We start from the raw sequence: 21,565 nt of genomic DNA, 5'->3' as shown, positions 1-21,565 counted from the left end.
ATAGTGCGGGGTGGAGCAGTTGGTAGCTCGTCGGGCTCATAACCCGAAGGTCATCAGTTCGAGTCTGGTCCCCGCTACCAAAAGGTTCGCAGCTTTAATAAAGCTGAGGCAACCAAATGGCCCGTTCGTCTAGGGGTGAGGACGCCAGATTTTCATTCTGGAAACAGGGGTTCGATTCCCCTACGGGCTACTAAAAGCGATCAGAAACGATCGCTTTTGTCGTTTTCATCCATTTCATGGAACAGGGGGATCGTGCCGATAACTATCGGACGGAACTCCTACGGGCTTCGGAAAGCGATCAGATTTGGTCGTGTTTTCGGATAAGAACTGCAAGAATTTCATTCTGGATCCTTCAAGACGGACGATTATCCTACTATTTACGATTTATTTACAAAGTTTACATTTTTATTTACAATCCGAACCACTCGACCCGCAAAATATCAAAGTAGATTCGCTGAATCAATTTGAAAAAATATGAAAAATAAAAAAAATGTCACCTATGCGATGATCTTCGTATTGGTTGTAGTAAGCGGGCTAGTATTTGCCAATCGTAACATTAAAACTGAAACCGGTCGGTCTTCAGAACCGTTGTCCATTGCAAACAAGAAAGTCGCACTGGATCCCAGGAAACAATGGGAGGGAACTCCTGACGGTATAAAATATAAGGTATGGGAGGCATCTCCTGAAGGCAAAAAGGTGAGGGGCAGTCATGATAAAATAAAGGGCTACATCGAGTCTTTCGCGAATATGGAGGCCGTGGTCACCTCTGTTACTTTTCATCGTGAAAATGCAAAATCAGGAGGGCCAAAATGGCTTATCGTGAAGATTGATGGTGAACAATACATGATGCAATTTACTCCTAAAGAGTTTCAGCCGTTAACTAGCCTGAAAGTGAATGACAAAATAACTGTAAAAAGCCGCAGCGCAGGGAATTCGCCAAGTCATCCCTATTTGATTGTATCAGGGGATTATATTGAGCAAAATGGTAAGGTACTTTTTAAACGTGATTTCAGTAAAAGTGACCGTTGCTAAGAGGTAGTTGCAATAGCTAGATCATCTTCGATGTTCGCCAAATGCATTAAATCGTCCTGAACGGTGTTCAACAAATGTAACGCTTGGACGACAAGTCTCGGTGTTTAATCAACATCGAGGCTTTTCCCATTCAAGACTCCTTCCGCATGCTTTGTTTAACTTTTTCCCTGTGCTGCTCCCCCCAGCTACTTAGTTCAGCCAACACATTTTTTAAGGTCAGGCTATAACTGGTCGCCTCGTAAACAATACTTACCGGTTGGGTAGGATACACATTCCGCTTGATGAAGTCATTCAATTCCAAATCTTTTAATTCTTTAGCTAGGACCTTGGAGGAGATTCCGGAGACTTCATTCTGAATTTCATTGAAACGCTTGGATGATTGTACAAGTGAAAGGATCAAAGCCAACTTCCATTTCCCATTTAGCACATAGAGGGCGTCAAGAACATTTCTAAGTGAGCCCGCGCATTCTGTCTTGCTTGGTATCGGCTGATTTTTAATGACTTTCATAATCGCAAAGATAATCACTTACCCCGATGTAAGCGCTTACCTTTGGGTAACGACTAACTTTTTATCACCTCCTAGCCCTAGCTTTGCCCTTGATAATTAATCAATTTTATGAAACATATCCTTCATTTAAAATCAAGTATACAAGGTGCGACGTCGTACAGTATTAAATTAGGTCATGCCATTGTTGAAGAAATTCAGGAAAAGTATCCGGGTAGCATTGTTGAAGAGTTAAATCTGGTCGATATTGAAATACCACATCTCAAACCTGAAGTCCTCCGTGCATTCTTTATTCCCAGCGATGAGCTGACCAAAGAAGAAAAGGAATCTATCCTGCTTTCTGATCATTTAGTTAAACAATTATTCGCTGCAGACATCATTGTAATTGGGGCACCACTGATTAACTTTACTATTCATTCAGCACTAAAGGCATGGATTGATCATATTACCAGGGCAGGAATAACTTTTGGATATGGTGAAAACGGCCCTATCGGAAAGGTTACAGGGAAAAAAGTTTATGTAGCTATGTCATCCGGTGGCGTTTATTCAGAGGGACCAGGGAAAGCCAACGACTTTGTTGCCCCCTATCTGAAGGCTTTTCTTGGGTTTTTAGGTATGACAGATCTTACCGTATTCCGTGCGGAAGGACTAAAAGTGCCAGGAATTAAAGATTATGCTTTGGATAGAGCAATTAAAAGTATAAAGATTAATTAAGAGTATAAAGACTAGCAGTAATCTTATGGTTACTGCTTTTTTTTATGACCGATTTTCTGATTCTCGTTTTAAATACCTAATATCCAGGTCACATCAAAAGCATCAGTTACTTCAATTAGCACCTGTTCTTCATAATTCCTGTACGATAGGCCCCTGTGGCCAGATTTTATTTTCTCAATAAGTATTTTCCTATCATCTGTATTTTTACAACGTAAAAAGATAGAAAGATAATTCCCTATTTTTCTTCCTTCGTTGTGGACCAGATCCGAACCGTGAATAACTATACTATCAGAAACTAACGAGCCACTAATGACCGGTTTTTCTGTAAAACCCTGTAATTCCCTATCAAATGTTTCAAAATGCAGGGTTCCGCCAAAGCAGGTTTGGTAAAATGTGAGTGCCCTTTTACAATTCCCGGAAAATGTGATAAAGATTCCACTTATTAATTTATTGCTATTCTTAACTAACATCCTATACTGAATTATGCGTCGGGAATTTTTATTGGGAGGGAAAAAGCCTGGAATACCTTCTCCAGGCTTGCCATAATTACCCGATGTAATGAAACCATATTATCTTTCATTTTTTTAAAGCATAATTGATCAATCAATTATTTCTTTTTTGTAATTGCTTTCTCCTCATTCTCCTTTTTCCTGAATGCCACAATTCTTTTAATTAGCTTTTCAGGAAGCGGTTTATCTATTGGAAATTGGATAACAGCCTTGCTTGTTTTGTACCCTTCCAGATCAGTCTTAAAATGTGCCCAAAAGGCTTCACTAAAGGGGTTCGATAATGAGATGTGATTAGGAAATGCACAATAGTATATCAGGTAACCATTGTATTTAATACAAGGTATTTGATAACTGATAGTTTCCTCTGCATCTGGTACTACTTCATGAATAGTTTTCCTGATCTTTTGCATTCTTTCGAGCGCTTCGCCACTAAATGCGAGATGGTACTCATCAATCGACTGATAATTTGTTTTAGCCATTGTTCTGAATTTTATTATTATAGATGTAAGAAACCGCGAGGATGCCCAGTACTATTAGTGGCAGTAGCATAAACGCGATATTTTGATCTACACAGGCATGACTGATGAAAGCATAGATTAAACTAAAGGCAAGCCCAGCATATGCCCATTCCTTTAACTTCCCCTGGATTTTAGGCAAAGAGATTGCTATAATTCCAAGTACCTTGCAATATATAAGCGTATAAGCAAAGTAATCGGGATAGCCTAAAGGTTTTGTACCTGCATTTACATATTCCGGTGCAAATAGCACTGTACCCAGTGGCATTACACCTTCCCAAAGTATGAGGATTGATGTAGCCACCCAAAAGATTATTTTATTCTTTTTCATTTTGTTTAATTTTATTATTACTAATTATTTGCTCTCTACGTATTTCACAAAATTGTTTAAAATAGCCTGCCAACCTTGTTTCTGAAATTCAGGGTCGTTCTCAGTTTCCGGATCAAAAGTTGTTGCAAGTGTGGTTTTACCGTTTTTCTCTGTAAATAATGTTGTCGCAGTTCTGCCGTCAGCCATGGTATAAGCTATTTCTTTATACAATTCAACCTTGTCATAAGTGCCTTCAAAATCAAAACCGAAACTGCCATCTTTAGCTTCCATTCTATTTTTAAACTTTCCGTTTATGCGGAGATCGTTTTCGCTGCTTGGCGTATGCCAGCTTGGGTCAGGGGTGTTCCATTGGATAATGTCGGCTGGTGTATTCCAAGCCTTCCATACTTTTTCTACGGGAGCATTCACTGTTGCTTCTACCGTAATTTTTGTTTGTTCTGCCATCATTTTTATTTTTAGTAATTGATTACATTACAAAGATGCTACAGACTCCGAAACCTGGTCTATTGTAAAAACGACAAATTAGAGGTGAATTACGACAAAAGTATATACCTTTAGTTAAGTCAAAATTATATGCAAGTTTCAGTTTTCGTTCCACAGTATGGAGTAATAGAAGCTATTACCCCAGCATTCAGGACCTTTAACACGGCCAATGAATTTTTAACGACATTTGGTAAAAAGCCCATTTTCAAAGTAGAGTATGTAGGCTTAAATGAATATGTGCCTGCCAACAACGGCGAATACACCGTAAAAACAGACAGGCTGCTCAAAGATGTTGCCCATACCGACCTGCTCATTATACCACCCACTTTTGGAGACACTAACGCAGGCATCCAAGCTAATGCGGAAGCAATACCGTACTTCAAAAAGCTTCATCAAAGCGGCTCCAGCCTTGCAAGTTTATGTATAKGTGCTTTTTTGCTTGCAGAAACAGGCTTGCTAGATGGAAAAAAATGCTCTACCCATTGGGCACATATAAGCGAGTTTAGAGAGAAATATCCACAAGTAGAAGTAGAAGATGGTGCGATCATTACCGAACACAATAACATCTATAGTAGCGGTGGCGCAAGTAGTTTGTGGAATTTGATCTTGTACCTGGTAGAAAAGTTTTCGGACAGAGAAACGGCTGTGATGATCTCCAAATATTTTGCTTTAGATATAGGTAGAGACAGCCAGTCGCAGTTTGCCATTTTCAAAGGACAGAAAAACCATGGTGATGCAGACATTCAAAAGGTACAGAGTTATATTGAGATAAATTATGAAGACAAAATAAGTATTGAAGATTTGGTGAACCTTACAAATGTTGGACGAAGAACTTTTGAACGAAGGTTTAAGGATGCAACAACTAACACACCAATGGAGTACATACAACGGGTAAGAATAGAAGCTGCCAAGAAGTTTTTTGAAGCTTCAAGAAAGAATGTGACAGAAGTAATGTATGGTGTAGGTTATACCGATACCAAAGCATTCAGGGATATTTTCAGGAAGATAACAGGCCTCACTCCAATAGAGTACAGAAATAAGTTTGCAAAGGTTGCGAATGAGGTATAATTACCTTTTTAGTAAAGTTGAACTAATACCTTACTTCCCAGACATGTGTACCAGATTTAACATCTCTGACTACCCAAAACTTGCCGTCTGATATTGCTTTTAATGATCTTCCGTCTTTGATTATCTTGTCATTTTCTGTTTCTTTTGGCAAATAAACTACTCCTGTGGTATTGGGTGGAATAAGGGTTTTTAATTGAAACTGTGCTGTGGTTTTAGTAAAAGCAACATTGATTTTTCCATGTAAGGTGGATAACTGGAGCTCGGCGGAGTGAAGTGTGCCGGGCTGGGGTTTTATTTGTATGGTTCCGAAAGCAGGCGTTAACGGTTCGACTCCCATAAGTTTCCTGACAATAATATTAGCAGGAGCAGCACCCCAGGCATGATTCCAGTCCTGATTGTTTTTGTAATCCGTGTCCCAGGCTTCTGTTGTCATGGTTGAACCAGAACGGAGCATATTATGCCAGCTACGTTTGTCGGTTGAGGTTAACAACTGTAACCCGTATTCTGCTTCATTTGCATTATAAAGTGCATCCAACAGAAACTGTGTTCCATAAACGCTGCAGGCCATTCCTCTTGAGCGGATGTGGGCTATTACTTTTGCCTTGTTCTCAATTGGTACCAGGTTAAAAGCAAGGGCAAGCATATTAGCATGTAAGGAGCTGTGCATGGTATCCTCACCATCTTTTATCGTTCCTGTGTCCGGGTTTATAAAATTATGTTGAAAGGCCTGTTTTACTTTGTTGGCTTGCTGCCTGTAAAATGTAGCATCTGCTTTTTCTCCTAATGCCAGGGCCAGATCCCTCATGCAAATCAATGCTTGATAATGAAAGGCATTTACTACGGCATTATAGTCTGTAAAAACAAAACCATCCGTTTCGCCAGGATAGGAGGGTGGCAATCCAAAACCTCCTTTTTGCGGCCAATCTACAATGTCTTTAAGTACCTTTTCGCCATTAAAGGTAGAAAAATGGATGGATTTGGTAAAGCTACTATCTTGCTTGCCAGTTCTTGTACTGATTAGGCCATCAGGCCTGGCAAGGGCAAGCAACAGTTTTGGTTTTAATTGAGGGTAAAGAAGCTTTACGGTCCTGATGTCGCCAGAATACAGGTAGTCATTCCAGGCAATCAGCAGGTTTTGTAATGACCATTCAGTTGGCCAGGTAGCATGATAAATCAGATAATCCAAAGATCTTTTAGCCATGTTAAATTCAGCATCGGAAGCATAGTGCGACAGCTGATTAATTAACGCATCAGCTTCGTAGGGAATCCGCTCACGGTCGCCATCAACGTACAAGCCTGTAAATGAGGTGGCTTTAATGGTGTGCTTAGAAAGATCCCATATTTGGTTTAAAAGGGTGTCGGAACTTTTAAATGATGAGGCTTGATCATTAAAAGGATAGTTTACAACATAACGTTGTACCTCAATTATTGCTTTATCATTCTTTTCAAGTTCCACATATCGGAAGGGAAGCACCTCCCCGATGTAATCTGGCATTAGTATGGCCTTAGATCCGGTGTTACGTTCGTCGGCTAAAAATTTAAGATCATAATTATGTTCTCCCTTTTGCAAGGCTAGCTTTAATAAACGGTAGCGGATGGTACCTCTGGGCTTTCTTTCGACGCGACCTGTGGCATCTATTGCTTCACCCACGTGGATTTGCAAGGTATCTCCATCAGCTGCTGATTTGATGCGCATTTTTAATTGAGCAAAGGCATCATTCCCAAAATCATATAAAGTGTTAAGATTGTTTAATTGCTTACTTAGAACCGGTTTTTCCAATGATTTTACAAGGGGTTGATGAGCAGTCTGATAGGGCTTTATTATACTGTCGGTAATAAAGGAGATGGGTTTTGAGTAATCACTTGGGGTTTGTTTATTATTCCAGACCTTTACTTTCCAGTAATAAACAGTATTTGGTTTAAGCTTCTGACCACGGTAAATGATTCCCGTCTGTTGGTTTTGAATAACTTTTTGTGAGTCCCAAAAATCTCCTTTATTCGCTTTAAGATTGTCTGGAGACGATGCCACAAGAATCCTATATGCGGTTTGGGAACTGCCATCTGAATTATCATTTACTACCCAGGAGAAATATGGGTTTTGATTGGCTATAAGTGCCACTTGATAGGTGGAGTCGGATTGCTTTGCTTCCTGAAGTGATAGCGCTGCCGGCACTCCGTTTTTCCATACTTTATCAGCATTCAGAAGCAAATCGACCCTCAAATCTGAAGGAGGATTAAGCGATTGTGCATTTGTTTTTAAGGAGGAGATTAATAAAACTATAGCGAGGAACAGATTGCTTAAAGGGTGCATATGGTTTACTTGGTTTTAACAATAATAAATAATTAATTTACAAAATGACCCATACTTTAGATAATCCCATCTACAATGCTTTAAATTCGGCTCATAGTGCTTTTTCGAGCGGTACAGATCAGGTAAAATATTACCTGGAAGATATTGCTTCATTTGCAGGTCTGAAGGATAATTCTAAGCTTGATTTTGAAGCGCTTTATGAAAACAGTGCCTTGGAAAGCCTGTTTATTGTTTTTACACCCGCTGCTGTCGATATTCCTGATCAGTGGAAAGTTATTGCACAAATTGATATGTTTCAGATGATCTATGAATCTAAAGAGATTCCGACAGGAACCGACATTGATTTTGTAGATTTGGATAAATCACACGTTAATCAGATGACGGCTCTTGTGGAGTTGACCCAACCAGGGCCATTTAGAGCAAGAACAATTGAGTTTGGAAATTATACAGGTGTATTTAGTGGTGATAATTTGATTGCCATGGCAGGGCACCGGCTCAATCCTACACCATATACTGAGATTAGTGCAGTGTGCACTCACCCGGATCATCTTGGTAAAGGTTATGCCTATCAGCTGCTTCGCGAGCAGATCAAAAGGATATTGAAGAAGTCGGAGATTCCTTTTTTACACGTTAGAAATGATAACTATGGTGCTATTATGCTGTACAAGAAGCTAGGGTTTGATATAAGGGCTGATATGTTTGCCTATGTTATAAAGAAGACAACAARTAAGAGCCTTTCTGACGATTAGAAAAACTCTTATTTGTTGCTTCAGTGTGTAACTATTTTTTAATGTATTTTAATAGTCTTTTGAATATCTCGGTGTTAGCATATACGCCTCTGAAATCATCTGAATGAGGGCCATAAGCAAACACCGGGACTGGAACAGCTGTATGGTCATTTGTAGAGAATTCGCCCAATACATAGCCTGATTGGATGTCGCCATCGAGAAGTGTTAAGCCTCCGGTTTCATGATCAGCAGTAACCACAATAAGTGTTTCGCCATTACTGTCTGCAAATTCAAGTGCTTTGCCAATTACTTTGTCAAAATCAAGGTTTTCGGTGATCACTTGCGAGACATTGTTTCTATGGCCACCGTAGTCTATTTGAGCGCCCTCAAGCATCATGAAAAGACCTTTTGGATCTTTGGCTAACTGTTGAGTAGCTTTTAAGAAGGCTTCGGTTAAGAATTCTCCGCGGCCCTCAATTTTTGGTCTTGTTTCATTATCGGGAACAAGTCCAACCAACTTGTCTGCATTGCTTTTTTTGAAATCTTCAAAAGTATAGGTCACGGTATAACCTTTCTTTTCTAATAATTCAACAGCCGTTGTACCGTTTAAGGTTTTCTTAAAATTGGAGATGCCAGAGCCAAGGAACATATTGATCCCCGAAGCATGCATATCTTGTGCTATTTGAGGCTCCATTGAACGGTCGGGCTGATGCGCATAGAATGCTGCAGGAGTTGCATCGGCAAGATCACCCACAGAAATAACTGCTGTTTTTTTACCTTCTTCTGCGGCGTACACAGCTAATGATTTTAATGGCTTTTCTGTTGAATCTACTCCAATTGCACGGTTATTTGTTTTTTGTCCGCCCGCCATTGCAGTTCCACCTGCGGCTGAATCGGTGATGTAAGTATCTGCGGCATTTGTAACAGAAACACCAATGTTGCGCATCTTAAATAAATTGAGCTGACCTTGATTTGCTGTAAATGCAGAGTATATTTGGGTAAGCCCCATTCCGTCACCAATTAAAAGGATGACATTTTTTATTTTTCCATTCTTGCCATCAGATTGATAGGTTGGCTGGTAGGTTTTGTGGATTTCCTTATTGATATAAATGTTTTTGGCCAGGTCTTTTATGAAATTTCCAAGTGATTCGACAGCATCAGTGCCTATTAAATCTACATGAAGATTCATTAATGCCAGCCAAGAGCTTTTTGTATCCGGAGTAGCCCAAAACCGGATTTTTTTTCCTTCAGCATGAACACTATCTATAAGGCCTTTTACCCTTGTGTAGTCGGCATGCTCTAGTCTTCCTTTCCCATTCCATTTACTATATGCAGTGAATGGAAAGCTTACTAATTCTACGTGTTTTGATTCTTCAGGCGTATGTTGTAATGGCCATTCTCCATCAAAATAGATATAATCAGGATAGTTTTTGTAGTCGTTTGGTTTTGGTCTGGAACCACTTATTGTAATGGTTAACTGGCCAGGATGGGTGCTGGTTTTAAGGAGGTCTTTATGAGGTTCCAGTTGCTTGATTAATATAGCTAAAGCGCTTKGATAATTTTCTTTAATGTCGATCAGTAAATGAAGCTTGCGTTTCGGATCTTTCTGTAGGGCTGCTATAGCTGGTTTAATATAGGTGCTATATAGTGTAACTGAGGGATTAACATGCTCTTTACTATGTGCAACGAGCAATTCATTGTTTATCGGAAAAATATCGGCCTCAATAGAGCCAAATCCTTTTTGAAAAGCTCTTTGAAAAGGAATGTCATTTTCATAGTCGTTATGAGAATGAGCGTTTAATAAAGAGTATGAGGGCTCTTTGTCAGATGCCTCCTGAGCCTGAGAATAATTAGCACTAGCGATTAATAAAAGCGCAAAAAGGCCCGCTTTAATAATTTTTTTGATCGGTTTTTCTGTTTTCATTCTAATCTGTTCTTGTTTGCAATATGGTTGGTATTGCATTTATGTACGTTTAGCATTGATGTGATCTATTTGTTGGCTCTACTTGCAGATCAGTAATGTAAATCTAACAAATGGTTTGGTTAGGTAGCTGATGATTTTAACAAAAGCAAAAGGGTGCACGATATTATCGTGCACCCTTTTCAGTATTACCTTGTTTACCAGCCTGGGGTTTGTTTGTAAGCACCGTTACTTCTGGTGATTTCATCCGGACTTATTGGCCACGCCATTTTTGAAGCATTAAAGTTGCGTGCGGGCCATACTTCCTTTACTACGAATGGAGAGTTTGGATTAGTTTTATCTGAATGATTACGACCATGAAGGGGAGCATTAATTTTAGCGAAATCTCCCCATCTCTTTAGATCCTGTAATCTATCAGTCCACTCACAAGCCAATTCAACACGACGTTCGTGTTTCAAATCATCTAAAGTGGGTGTGTTTATTGAGGGTAGGCCAACTCTTGTTCTAAGTTCATTTAGAGGAGCCGCGGCCTCTCCATTTTTACCTTGTTCTATTAATGCCTCAGCTTTAAACAAAAGTATTTCAGCATAACGTATTAAAGATAAGTTAAGCATGGTGGTTGGATAATCACCACTAGGGTTAATCTTATCATTTGAAGATGCATCCCCATCAGACCCATAACCAAAAGGCTCCATGTATTTATTGATTTGGAAGCCAGAAAGACTATTGGTAGAAAAATATGATCTTTCCTGCCCAAAGAATTTGAACTTATCTCCAAATTTCAAAATAGTAACTTCACGTCTAGGGTCATTTGCTTCATATTCGTTGTACAGCTCAAGTGTTGGTTGGAAGTATCCCCAGCCATTATAGATTCCCCAGCCCTTATTTTCAAGACTTACACCTGGGAATTCTGACCCTCCATCTACTCCAGAAGTAACCGACCATATATATTCAGAACTCCAGTTATTGGCAATTGTAAACACGCTTTGGTAGTTCTCTTTGCCGTTTGCCTTTCCGGTAATTAAAGCACGGTGCCCTTCATTCTTTATTTTATCGCAAAGGGGTGGAACTAATTGCCATTTAGCTTTATCGAATTGTGCCCAATATGCATAGGCTTTTACCATATATGCCCAAGCAGCTGCTTTATGTGCTCTTCCACGGTCTCCGGCACCATAACTTTCAAACAATGGTAATAAATCTGCTGCCTTTTCCAGATCAGATATAATCTGCGCATAGTTGTCGGTTACTGATTTTAGCTGAGGTGGTATTCTTTTGCCATATTCAGGATTTTCTACAGCATCAAATGGAACGCCCTGATCTTTGTGCCCCCAGATGTAGGCGATCCAAAAATGTGCGAATCCCCGAACAAAATATGCTTCTCCTAAAGACCTATTACGAATGGCTTCGCTTGCCTGGCTTGCTTTTGGGATTTCTTTAATTGCATCATTTGCTTTACTCAACATCCAATATAAGTCATTCCAGCCGCCTGTTAAATAACCTTCTCGACCACTAGGGATAAAGTTTTTGATGTTTTCTCCATCAGCTTTTGTTCTTCCTACAATAAGATCATCACTTGCATTTTGTACCCAGAACAAGTCTCTTCCCCAGGTTGATTCATAGCGCATTGGAACATATAAAGCTGCTACACCTTTTACCAACTCAGCATCTGTACGCCAAAAAAATGCGGTTGATGGCTCTCCTGTGGGTTTATTGTCAACCCAACTTTTTTTACAGGCACCTAATGATAACAACAGTAAGGCTGTAAGTATATATTTAAAATTCTTTTTCATGATTGAATTGCTTTGATCAGAGTTTAAGTTTTAGTCCAAATGTATATATGCGAGATAGGGGAAATTGCCCTCCATCTAACCCTATGCCACCAACCTCAGGATCCATTCCTGTGTATTTTGTGAAGGTAACAAGGTTGTCTGCGCCTACGAATATTCTTAAGCTTGATTTAAACGGCATGTTTTTAAAGGTATATCCCAAAATAACACTCTTGATACGTAGGTAATCTCCGTCTTCAAGGTACCAATCTGATGCAGTTTGGAAGTTTTGGTTTTTATCACTTGCAGAGATTCTTGGAATGTTTGAACCCGTATTTTCAGGTGACCATGCATCAAGAATTTTATCCCATCTGTTGTAACCTTGCTCTGATCCATTAAGCGTAGATTGTTTAAATGCATGGAAAAGTTTTACACCGCTAACACCTTGTAAGAACATACTGAAGTCGAAGTTTTTCCAAGCTAAATTGGTTGTAAAGCCATAGGTTAGTTTTGGAGCTGCACTTCCCATATATGAACGGTCGGCATCATCAATTTTTCCATCATTATTTAAGTCTCTGAATTTAAAATCGCCCGCTTTTGCATCAGGTTGAATTTTCTTTCCATCCTTTACATATGCATTTGCTTCTGCATCTGATTGAAATATCCCCTCATTTTTTATCAGCCAATATGAATAGTATGGTTGTCCAACTATTGAACGAAATGGTCTTAATACCGTTCTCCAATTATCAGTATGCAGCCAGAAAGATTGGGGATTTTCATCAATGTATTCAACTCTGTTTTTTAGAGTGGCAATGTTTGCACCAAAATCATAACTCAATGCTCCGGCATTATCTTTCCATGTTGCTGCTAACTCATAGCCTGTATTCCTTATTTTACCCTGATTAATTAAAGGCGCCCCCAAACCGAATGTATTGGTCCATTCAGTATCCTTTTCTTTAATCAGGTCATATGTTAATTTGTTAAAATAATCCCCTGTTATTGATAATCTCTGGTTCAGAAAGCTAAAATCAAAACCAATGTCTTTCTGCTCAGAGGTTTCCCAGGTTAATTGAGGATTAAACAGACTTCCTAAAGAAAGAGAGTTGCTTCTTGGGGCTCCATCCCCGATCTGATTTGTGTAGTTAGCACTTAGTCGAGGATAGCCATATCCAAGATCCTCTATTGAGGCCATATTGCCAATTCTTCCCCAGCTGGCACGGAATTTTATTAAATCAACTCCATCAATATGAAAGAAGGGCTCTGAACTTAATTTCCAGGCAGCAGTCACTCCTGGAAGTCCTTTACCGCGATAATCTTTAGCTATACGACCGGCCATATCGTAACGATAGCTTCCTGTTACAAAATAACGGTCTGCCCAGCTGTAGGAAAGTCTCCCTACATAAGATGCATTTCTATCATATTCGTATTTGTCCTCAGGTTTGTTCTGATCAAATATAGTCGCGTTGATAAAATATTGAGCCCACTCTTCTTCAGTCTCGAACCCTTTGCCTATTACTTTTAGTCTGCGGACTCCCTGATCTTGTGCAGTCATCGAAGCCATCGCGCCAATACTGTGTCGGTTAAAGGTTCTGCTATAGTTAGCAGTGTTTTCCCATATCCAATGGAAGTTGTTGTTGGTTTCGTAAGTTAGCGTATTTTGCGAGTTTGGTTTTCCTGGCTCTGTTCTTTTTGGTTCAAAATTTTTCCATAAAGAATTGGTTTTGCGATAAGAGAAGCGAGATAGAACACTTAAGCCAGGTATAATGTCTGATACAGATAATTCCGTAACTGACTGTAAGTCGTTGGTTTTATTGTAAGGCTTGTTTCTAAGTAATGTTGCAACTGGGTTAATTACATCGCCGTGAATACCTAAATAATTAGAATCTCTTGGACCAACGCCTCCGAATGACCCATCTGGATAATATGGCGTTGCAGAACTTGGCATATAAATGGCAGAAAGAATAGTTCCTGAATAGCCGCTTTCTGTTTCCGTTCCCCTGTTGTCATTGTTATTCCAAAATACTTCTTGTCGCAGCTTGATGTTTTTGGTGAATTGATAGTTAGAGTTAAAACGAAGGGAGAGATTTTGATTATAAGTGTTTAGCAAAGTTCCTTCTTCTCTTTCATAACGTCCTTGGATCAGGTTGGAGAATTTTTCAGTACCAGCATTAATACTAACATTATGTCGTTGGATTAATCCAGTCCTGAAAATTTCATTCATCCAATCAGTTCGGGTTACTTGCGCATATGGATTTTTCGTTATATCCCAACCTTCTGAAGGATTAGATCCGGAATTTGTTAAAGCAAGGTTAGCTACTTTTGCCTCGTTTTCGGCAGTTAAGGCATGAGGTAGGCGCCATGCATTTTTTAGTCCCGTAAAGCCACTATATTCTACACTTGGACTTCCTTGTTTAGCTTGACGAGTTGTAATTAGGATTACCCCGGCAGAGCCAGAAAATGCACCATAAATTGCAGCAGACGCAGCATCTTTCAAAATTGTTATTGATTCAACATCAGCTGGATTGTATGGCGCGTTTGGAACACCATCTACTACGTACAATACATTCTCATTTTTTCTGGAACCGACACCCCTAATTGTTATTTTTGGTGACTTGTTAGGGTGGCCTCCGTCGTTAATTGCCGTTACTCCGGGAACTTTACCCTGAATCATCGAAGCAACGTTTAATACAGGCCGATCTTTAATCTTATCCATATCAGGAACTGTTGCAACAGCAGCGGAAAGATCTTGTTTTCTGGAAGTTCCATAACCAATTACCACAATCTCATTTAAAGATTGTCTGTCAGTTTTAAGAATTACATTTAAACTAGCTGAATTTCCTACTGCGATCTCTTGTGCTACATAGCCCATGTAGCTGAAGACAAGTATTGACTGATCATTGTCGACAGCAATGCTATACTTTCCTTCTAAAGTTGTCGCAGTTCTTTTATTTGTTCCTTTTAACTGAACGGTTACACCAGGTAAAGGGCCCACAATATCATCTGCGGTTACTGTACCAGTTACAATACGCTCAATAGGCGGTGTGGCTGGTTTAGGTGGTGCGGGCTTTTCATCAATGATAAGGTTATTGCCAATTTGTATGCAGCGGAGATTGGTTTCATCTAGAATCAGCTTTAAAGCTGTCTCCATTGAGATCTGGCGTGCACTAATGCTGGTTTTTTTTTCATTTCTTTTAATTAGCGCCTCTCCAAAGGAGAACTTTATGCCAGTTTGTTTCTGAAGGGTTTGAAAACATTCTTTTAAACCTGCATTTTTAAGTTTTAGGTTTAACTGTATCTTGTTCAAATCCTGACTATTAGCGCTGTTTGCAAACAACATTCCTGTTAGGGTAAGTTGTACAATTAGTGTGATTGCAGATATCTTCATAATAAATCTGATACATGGGTGGAGGTACAATCCTTTTTGCATATTTTTGTTTGTTTAGTAGGTTTTTTCCCAAAGAAAATGGGGTAATAAATCTGTTAGCCTTCTGAGGTTTTACTCAGATGCGAATCCTTTAAGTCTTGAGGCCTCGTAAACCAATGACTAAATGGATTTCTAGTGAATTCGCCCTGTTTAACAGGGCGTTTTTTTTGGTAGCTTTTTCTGTTTACATAGTTTGATTTTTAATTAGTTAGAAATTATAATCTGATCGCCTTGCAGCTTATATTTAAAACTTGCCGCTTTACCCATAATGTCCATAATTTTAGTTATAGATTCGTTTAAAGAGCAGGTGGTATTTATACGATAATTAGACAGCGCATCTGAGGAGATATGGATCTTTACATTGTAGCAACGTTCTAGTACCGCGACAACATCTGCTAAACGTTGATTGTTGAATGTAAGATTTCCATCTTTCCATTGTTCAAGTTCCTGAGTCGAGATTTTAGCTAAGGTTGCTTTTTTTGTTTTTTCGTCCCAATTTACAAGGTTGCCCGGGGTAAGAACGGCAACTGAGGTTAATTGTTTTTTGGTAGGGTCGGCCTGTCTATCCACGCTAACTTTTCCTGTTGCCACGCTTACTTCAACCGGATTTCCCCTGAATGCTTCTATTTTGAAAGATGTGCCAAGAACCTTAGTTTGAATATTATTGGTATGAATTATAAACGGTCTGGCCGGATCTCTTTTTACTTTAAAAAATGCCTCGCCTATTAGTTCGATTTCTCTGACATTAGAGAATGTTTTAGGGTAGCATATTTTACTATTTGAGCCAAGATAGATTACTGTTCCATCTGATAGGGATACTATTGAACGCTGACCTTTTGGATTATAAGATTCTATAATAGCAACCTTAGCACTTATTTCTTTTTTATTTTTTGAAAGTTGGTAAAGGCCAAACATAAGCGGAAGAACTAGGATTGCTGCATATTTAATCCATGTTGTTGGCCAGAGTTTGCTTGTTTCAKGAATATTTTCATTATTGTTTTGAACCTTTTGCATCAATTGCTGGCGGTAGGTTGCCATTGCATGAATATTCAATTCAGGCTCTTCCATCTCCTGCCAGGCTTCATCAAGAACTTCACGAAATAGCTCTTCCGATTCCGGTTGTTTCAGGAATTGCTTTACTTGCTCCAGTTCTTGATCTGTGCAGGTATTATTTAAATACTTTTTAAGTAATAATTTGTTCAATTTGGTTTGCTATTTGGGCCTTCATCAGTGAATACGTAAAAAAGGAAAAATACCCTGAATGTAAAATAGATATTTTTTATAATTAACTGATTTTCAGCTATAAAAAATGAATAGTGATGATTGTAAGGATAAGGTTTACATGACTTCTCATTTTTTTTCTGAGAAAAAGAAGGGCCGCAGAAACGTGACTTTCTACTGTTTTTACAGATAGGTTTAAGTTGGTGGCAATTTGGCGGTAGCTAAGGTTCTCGTGTCTGCTCATTTCAAAAACAAGCTTTCTTTGAGGACTTAACTGATTAAGATGGTCAAGATAGATTTTTTGAAGTTCATTATAAGAAACCGCTTCATTAGTTGTATCCTGAGTGAAAGAATCTTCTATTAACTTACAAATTGGGGTTGTGGAGAGCTCCTTTTTCCGGAAGTAGTCAATCATAGAATTTTTGAGTGCTTTAAAGAGGTAAGGGCCCAAAGAACCCTCCTCCTGGAAGCTGTCTTTTTTCTCCCAAACCTTTAACATCAGATCCATTATGAGTTCTTCCGTTATAGATTGTTGGCGAATGTATTTTAGGGCAAAAAGATTTAACTTGTTAAAATATCGTTCAAATAGCAAGTCAAATGCACGGGTATTTCCTTCCCGGCATCTTTGTAACAATTCATGATCTGGTAAACTTCTATTCGCCATTACGCAACAAAATTAGCTACTTACTTGATTTGCTTTTATTATATTTTAGTTAATTCCGGTTAACATTTATTTAACATGGCCTTTTCCTAAGGAAGTTCTTTTATTCAGGTATTTGCATTAGCTCAGAAATCCCTATCATTCTGTTGCTAAACGTTTTTTTGGTGTTTATAAATGGTTTTGTTAAGGTACATATTTGTCTGATTTTCCCGAACTTTTTTAAAGGAATTTTTAATTATGTGAAATTTCGAGATTGCCCATTTTTTAACCTGATTAATAAAAATGGTGTGGTATGATAAAAATAGGTACTTAGGGGGTGTAAATGCGTCAATATTAGGGGGTTGATTATGACAAAACATATCATTAATTTTAGAATATGAAACATATATCTATCCTGGTTCCCAAGGGGGCTATTTTGGGGAGCCTTGAAGGATCCCGTCAATTGTTTAGTCAGGTGAATGAGTTTTTTAAAGCGAAAGGCCAGCCACCTTTATTTAAAGTGCAATTAGTAGGTTTAACTAAGGAGACACCTGTTAGCGGAGGATTGTTTACTGTGAATACAGATCTTTTGATTGGGGATATAGAAAAAACAGACCTTATCATAATACCTGCTATTGATGGGGAAATAAGCGGAGCTATAGAAAAGAATAAAGATTTCATCCCTTGGATCGTAAAACAGTATAAAGAGGGAGCAGAAATTGCAAGTTTATGCCTTGGTGCATTTTTATTGGCCTCTACTGGTTTATTGAAAGGAAAGAAGTGTGCTACTCACTGGTTGGCCGAGAATGATTTTAGGAGAATGTTCCCTGATGTCAGCCTTGTTACTGAGAAAATCATTACAGACGAGCATGGAATTTATTCAAGTGGTGGGGCTTTTTCTTACCTTAATCTTATCCTGTACCTGATTGAGAAATATGCAGGTCGTGAGATTGCCGTTCTTTCTGCTAAAGTTTTTGCTATAGAGCTTGATCGTGAAAGCCAGCTGTCGTTTACGATATTTCAAGGACAAAAAGAGCACGAAGATGAATCGGTTAAGAAGATCCAGGAATTTATAGAGAATAATTTTCAGGAGAAAATAACTATTGATCAATTGGCTTCGATGCAGGCAATTGGCAGAAGAAATCTGGAGCGGAGATTTAAAAAAGCAACTTCTAATACCATTGTAGAATATATCCAAAGGGTAAAAATGGAAGCTGCTAAAATTAGTTTAGAATCTTCGCGTGAAAATATTAACGAGGTGATGTATAAAGTAGGGTATACCGACAACAAGGCTTTCCGTACAACTTTTAAAAGAATTACGGGTTTGTCGCCAATTCAGTATCGTAGTAAATACAACAGAGAAATGGCTGTGTAAACTGAAAATTAATGTTTTTACGGATATTGGCCATTTTCATTGGATTTTTTTGAGTGGATGTTTGGGAGTTTTGCCGGTGAATTCTCCCATGCGTCCTTGTAGTATAGTATATCTGTAATAGCTATATCTGATGAATTTTTGAGTTTTATAATATGGTTATTGTCTTTTGCCCGGACTACTTTTACAGATGATATTTTCGCGTCCAAAACATCATCCAGAAAAATGGCGTACCTGCTATCTCTGGTTTCGTAGTTAAAAGTACTCTTGGTTACTTCTAGACCTTTTACATGGCGAGCCCAGAGGCCATATGACGGCTGTACATTAAGGTTTGCAACATTGTATTGCCCTACGCCAAGCTCAGGTGCAAGGTTTGAGGTGTCGGATGCTAAATTACCTCCTTTAACTAATATATGAACATCATTGAATTGAATGTTGGTAATGTAGCCTGTATGCTGACCATTCGGAAGTTTAAAATTGAGCCCCCCTTTAACTGAATCTGTATCCGGAAGTTTATATCCCGCAATAATTGGAGTTGCTTTTTTTTGGGAGCCATCGTATGCTTTCCAACGGCCATTTTTTCCGCCATAAGAACTTCCACCATATACTTCTGATACGTCTATTCCATTAAGAATAATGTTCTCTACCTTTCCTATGTTTACATTTTTTACAAGTAATTCGTCGTGCTTAACACCATTTTCCGTAAATACGTATCTGCCAATTGTTGCCCCAAGAATACGTGCACGATTTGATATAGAAATAAAGAAAGGAGCCCTGGTTCTGTACATCTTTGACCTGGAATGTAGCTTGCCTGTATGCCCGCAATTTAAATGAATATCACTAATGTGCGCGCCATCATTAGTTGATATGGAAAAGCCCGCTTTGTTGGCCCCAAGAACATAAATGTTATCAACACAAATGTCTTTAATGTCATCAGCTGTTTCAGATCCTACCTGGAAAAGATTACAATTTGTGTCGCCAATGATATTACGAACTTTATAGTTTCTAGCCGGTCTGGTGAAGCCGAGTGAGCAATCTGAGCCTGGCTTTATGATGTCATCGGAACTCACTTTTGAATAGATATTGGTAGCCGTAACGTTATTGCAGCCCATAAAATCATAGATGTCTCGGGCATTAGATTGGCTGTCCTTTGCAAAATAGGTGTTATGTACATTGATATTGTCGGTGCCCGTAGCGAGTAGTACGAAATGACCGCCGCGATCAATTTTTAACATATTGTCGTGATCAAATATTTTTGATCCATTGTTTCCAATATAATATGGTTCGTCTTTCTCCGCATCATACCACAGATCTTCTTCTCGATGAATGCCTCCAATCTCAAGGTTTGTGCATAGTTTTAGGGTAAACATTTTGTCGGCTCTATTGTCTGGCGCGTTCTTCATTACGTTATCGCCATTTACAAGATGTCCATTTCCGGTAATTAAGCCATTACCAATAATTTTTACATTGTCTAGCCTTTCGCCAAAAAACATAGCATTTCTGAAATAATGATGTCCCACATCCTGTTTTGTCATGTAGTTTTCCGGATCTGCATATGGTCCAGGATCAGTAGGAGATAGGCCAGATCTATATTTTTTGTCACTAAACCAGGTAGATTCAGGAGCATCAGCTCCTTTTATGGCCTTAATGGTTGCATTTTTATCTATGTACAAATAAACGTTACTTTTTAAATGAACGGTGCGTACATTATAGGTTCCTTGAGAGAATAGAAGTGTGCCACCACCAATTTTATTTAGGTATGCTATGGCTTTATTGATCGATTCAGTGTTATCTTCTTTTCCATCAGCATTTACTCCGAAGTCTTTTATGTCCATTTTGCCCGAATAGAAGTAAGCCGAGTTGGAGGTATCTTTTTTGGCGCCTGTAGTAATTAATAATCGGAAAGTGTATAATTTATTAGGGACTAAATTTGATATCGTCGCAGTGGATTTTTTTTGATCTATACTTGCCGATGCCTTAATCCAGTTCTTTCCTTTGTCGAGGGACTGCATGACTTGAATATTCCTGGGTTTTTTATTGGATCCCCATTTAAAAGTAGCATTGGTATATGTTGAGGGTAATTCTTTATATCGAATGTCCTTTTTAAGCACTCTTTTGAAGTCAGAAATGGTTTTGGTTGCAGTTAGTATTACAATTTCGGAACCTATGCCCGGACTTTTAAGAATTTCAGGTTTAGACGTCGTATAGCTAGCTTTGAAAAGATATTTATCTGCTACAGGTAAGTTCACATTAGAAATGACAATTTTGAGGTCGGCTCCGTTTGCTGGCCTTAAATCGAGATGCTTAAAGTTAAGAATTTGTCCTTTTAGAGTTGATGTTATTGTAATGCTCCCAACCTTTGAGTAAGAGTAGTGATTGCCAGTGCGCCCTATGGACTGTTTGCTAAGGTCCTTTAATTTTACATCACCCCGCCCAATAACATTTACAGTGGTGTTTTCAAGGGTAGCATTAATGCCTTTAGGTAGGGAAATACTTACTGTAGCATCCGGACTTCTTTGCCCAGCTGTAAAATATAAAGTAAGATTTGTGCTTGTATTGGTGGTTATCTGCTGTTCATCTAGTTGCAGGTTTCCTCCAATGGCCATAGGCTGCAGTTTGATGATATACTTTTTTTCGGTTTGTTTATCACCGGACGTAACAACAAGTTTATCGCCGGTAATTAATGCTCCTTCAGTTTTTGAACTGCCATCCTTTGTCGTAATTCTATATGTTTGCAGAGATCCATCTTTAGATTTTATTTCCCGTGTCAGTTGGTTTACGGTTGTGCTGGTAGAAATTAATCCCTTATCCTCTGGTGTGTCAACTGTGAATAAATATGTGCTTCCGGTAATAACAACAACCGTATCGGCTTTAATAAGAGCTACATGAGTGGCGTCTTTAGCTATTGTAATTTCAATAGCTGTCCTTTTTAGAGCCTTTGCTTGTGAAAGTATTAATAGTAGCGGCACAAACGTGAATGCCAGTAATTTTTTCATATTTGGTTTGAATAGGAGAATTAAAATTC

The 21,565-nt window shown here is 38.8% G+C and carries 17 protein-coding genes and 2 tRNA genes; 7 read left to right on the top strand and 12 right to left on the bottom strand.

Annotated elements, in window-relative coordinates:
- The first annotated feature begins 4 nt into the window (after positions 1-4).
- The 3 genes from AC1DDK_RS25520 to AC1DDK_RS25510 all read left to right on the top strand — a co-directional run bounded on the left by AC1DDK_RS25520 (position 5) and on the right by AC1DDK_RS25510 (position 1,032).
- Positions 5-80 (top strand) — tRNA-Met (locus tag AC1DDK_RS25520).
- A gap of 38 nt (positions 81-118) precedes the next feature.
- Positions 119-190, top strand: a tRNA-Glu gene (locus tag AC1DDK_RS25515).
- Between the two features lie 284 nt (positions 191-474).
- Positions 475-1,032 (top strand): hypothetical protein, encoded by a 558-nt coding sequence (locus AC1DDK_RS25510; RefSeq protein ID WP_172661910.1) that lies wholly within the window; start codon positions 475-477, stop codon positions 1,030-1,032.
- 130 nt (positions 1,033-1,162) lie between these two features.
- Here the strand turns inward: AC1DDK_RS25510 and AC1DDK_RS25505 are convergent, their stop codons facing one another.
- On the bottom strand, positions 1,163-1,540 hold the full coding sequence (locus AC1DDK_RS25505) for a winged helix-turn-helix transcriptional regulator (protein ID WP_172661909.1): 378 nt from the start codon (positions 1,538-1,540) through the stop codon (positions 1,163-1,165).
- 108 nt (positions 1,541-1,648) lie between these two features.
- Here AC1DDK_RS25505 and AC1DDK_RS25500 point away from each other — a divergent pair, with 108 nt between their 5' ends.
- Positions 1,649-2,251 carry an FMN-dependent NADH-azoreductase gene (locus AC1DDK_RS25500; protein ID WP_172661908.1) on the top strand — a complete coding sequence of 201 codons (603 nt, stop codon included), beginning with the start codon at positions 1,649-1,651 and terminating at the stop codon, positions 2,249-2,251.
- A gap of 68 nt (positions 2,252-2,319) precedes the next feature.
- On the opposite strand, the gene AC1DDK_RS25495 is transcribed toward AC1DDK_RS25500, so the two are convergent.
- The 4 genes from AC1DDK_RS25495 to AC1DDK_RS25480 all read right to left on the bottom strand — a co-directional run bounded on the left by AC1DDK_RS25495 (position 2,320) and on the right by AC1DDK_RS25480 (position 4,050).
- Positions 2,320-2,721 carry a VOC family protein gene (locus AC1DDK_RS25495; RefSeq protein WP_172661907.1) on the bottom strand — a complete coding sequence of 134 codons (402 nt, stop codon included), beginning with the start codon at positions 2,719-2,721 and terminating at the stop codon, positions 2,320-2,322.
- A 137-nt stretch (positions 2,722-2,858) separates the two neighbouring features.
- Positions 2,859-3,239 (bottom strand): iron chaperone, encoded by a 381-nt coding sequence (locus AC1DDK_RS25490; protein WP_172661906.1) that lies wholly within the window; start codon positions 3,237-3,239, stop codon positions 2,859-2,861.
- Complete coding sequence (locus AC1DDK_RS25485) at positions 3,232-3,606, bottom strand: DoxX family protein (RefSeq protein ID WP_172661905.1); 375 nt, start codon at positions 3,604-3,606, stop codon at positions 3,232-3,234. Before AC1DDK_RS25485 ends, AC1DDK_RS25490 begins: the two co-directional genes overlap by 8 nt.
- Positions 3,607-3,630: 24 nt before the next feature.
- Positions 3,631-4,050: an SRPBCC family protein gene (locus AC1DDK_RS25480; protein WP_288884153.1), complete on the bottom strand. Its 420-nt coding sequence runs from the start codon at positions 4,048-4,050 to the stop codon at positions 3,631-3,633.
- Positions 4,051-4,179: 129 nt separating this feature from the next.
- Here AC1DDK_RS25480 and AC1DDK_RS25475 point away from each other — a divergent pair, with 129 nt between their 5' ends.
- Positions 4,180-5,157: a GlxA family transcriptional regulator gene (locus AC1DDK_RS25475; protein WP_477634176.1), complete on the top strand. Its 978-nt coding sequence runs from the start codon at positions 4,180-4,182 to the stop codon at positions 5,155-5,157.
- Between the two features lie 22 nt (positions 5,158-5,179).
- Here the strand turns inward: AC1DDK_RS25475 and AC1DDK_RS25470 are convergent, their stop codons facing one another.
- Positions 5,180-7,468 carry an alpha-L-rhamnosidase-related protein gene (locus tag AC1DDK_RS25470; protein ID WP_337717869.1) on the bottom strand — a complete coding sequence of 763 codons (2,289 nt, stop codon included), beginning with the start codon at positions 7,466-7,468 and terminating at the stop codon, positions 5,180-5,182.
- Positions 7,469-7,512: 44 nt separating this feature from the next.
- Between AC1DDK_RS25470 and AC1DDK_RS25465 the strand changes: the two genes are divergently transcribed.
- Positions 7,513-8,217 (top strand): GNAT family N-acetyltransferase, encoded by a 705-nt coding sequence (locus AC1DDK_RS25465; protein ID WP_477634175.1) that lies wholly within the window; start codon positions 7,513-7,515, stop codon positions 8,215-8,217.
- A 31-nt stretch (positions 8,218-8,248) separates the two neighbouring features.
- On the opposite strand, the gene AC1DDK_RS25460 is transcribed toward AC1DDK_RS25465, so the two are convergent.
- The 5 genes from AC1DDK_RS25460 to AC1DDK_RS25440 all read right to left on the bottom strand — a co-directional run bounded on the left by AC1DDK_RS25460 (position 8,249) and on the right by AC1DDK_RS25440 (position 17,192).
- Positions 8,249-10,120: an alkaline phosphatase gene (locus tag AC1DDK_RS25460; protein WP_477634174.1), complete on the bottom strand. Its 1,872-nt coding sequence runs from the start codon at positions 10,118-10,120 to the stop codon at positions 8,249-8,251.
- A 194-nt stretch (positions 10,121-10,314) separates the two neighbouring features.
- Positions 10,315-11,907: a RagB/SusD family nutrient uptake outer membrane protein gene (locus AC1DDK_RS25455; protein WP_172661899.1), complete on the bottom strand. Its 1,593-nt coding sequence runs from the start codon at positions 11,905-11,907 to the stop codon at positions 10,315-10,317.
- A gap of 16 nt (positions 11,908-11,923) precedes the next feature.
- A complete protein-coding gene (locus AC1DDK_RS25450; RefSeq protein ID WP_246269658.1) occupies positions 11,924-15,268 on the bottom strand; it encodes a SusC/RagA family TonB-linked outer membrane protein in 3,345 nt (1,114 codons plus the stop codon).
- A 243-nt stretch (positions 15,269-15,511) separates the two neighbouring features.
- Positions 15,512-16,510: a FecR family protein gene (locus AC1DDK_RS25445; RefSeq protein ID WP_477634173.1), complete on the bottom strand. Its 999-nt coding sequence runs from the start codon at positions 16,508-16,510 to the stop codon at positions 15,512-15,514.
- Between the two features lie 97 nt (positions 16,511-16,607).
- Positions 16,608-17,192, bottom strand: a complete 585-nt coding sequence (locus tag AC1DDK_RS25440; protein ID WP_172661897.1) for an RNA polymerase sigma-70 factor — start codon at positions 17,190-17,192, stop codon at positions 16,608-16,610.
- Between the two features lie 373 nt (positions 17,193-17,565).
- On the opposite strand from AC1DDK_RS25440, the gene AC1DDK_RS25435 reads away from it, so the two are divergent.
- Positions 17,566-18,543: a GlxA family transcriptional regulator gene (locus AC1DDK_RS25435; RefSeq protein WP_172661896.1), complete on the top strand. Its 978-nt coding sequence runs from the start codon at positions 17,566-17,568 to the stop codon at positions 18,541-18,543.
- 17 nt (positions 18,544-18,560) lie between these two features.
- Here AC1DDK_RS25435 and AC1DDK_RS25430 read toward each other — a convergent pair whose 3' ends face one another.
- Positions 18,561-21,536, bottom strand: coding sequence for a glycosyl hydrolase family 28-related protein (locus AC1DDK_RS25430; protein ID WP_337717876.1), 2,976 nt, complete (start codon positions 21,534-21,536; stop codon positions 18,561-18,563).
- Positions 21,537-21,565: the final 29 nt, after the last annotated feature.

It is taken from the genome of Pedobacter sp. 05T44 (genome assembly GCF_056395985.1).
The sequence above is the reverse complement of the archived record's forward strand: the minus strand, read 5'-3'. Positions and strand labels throughout refer to the sequence as shown.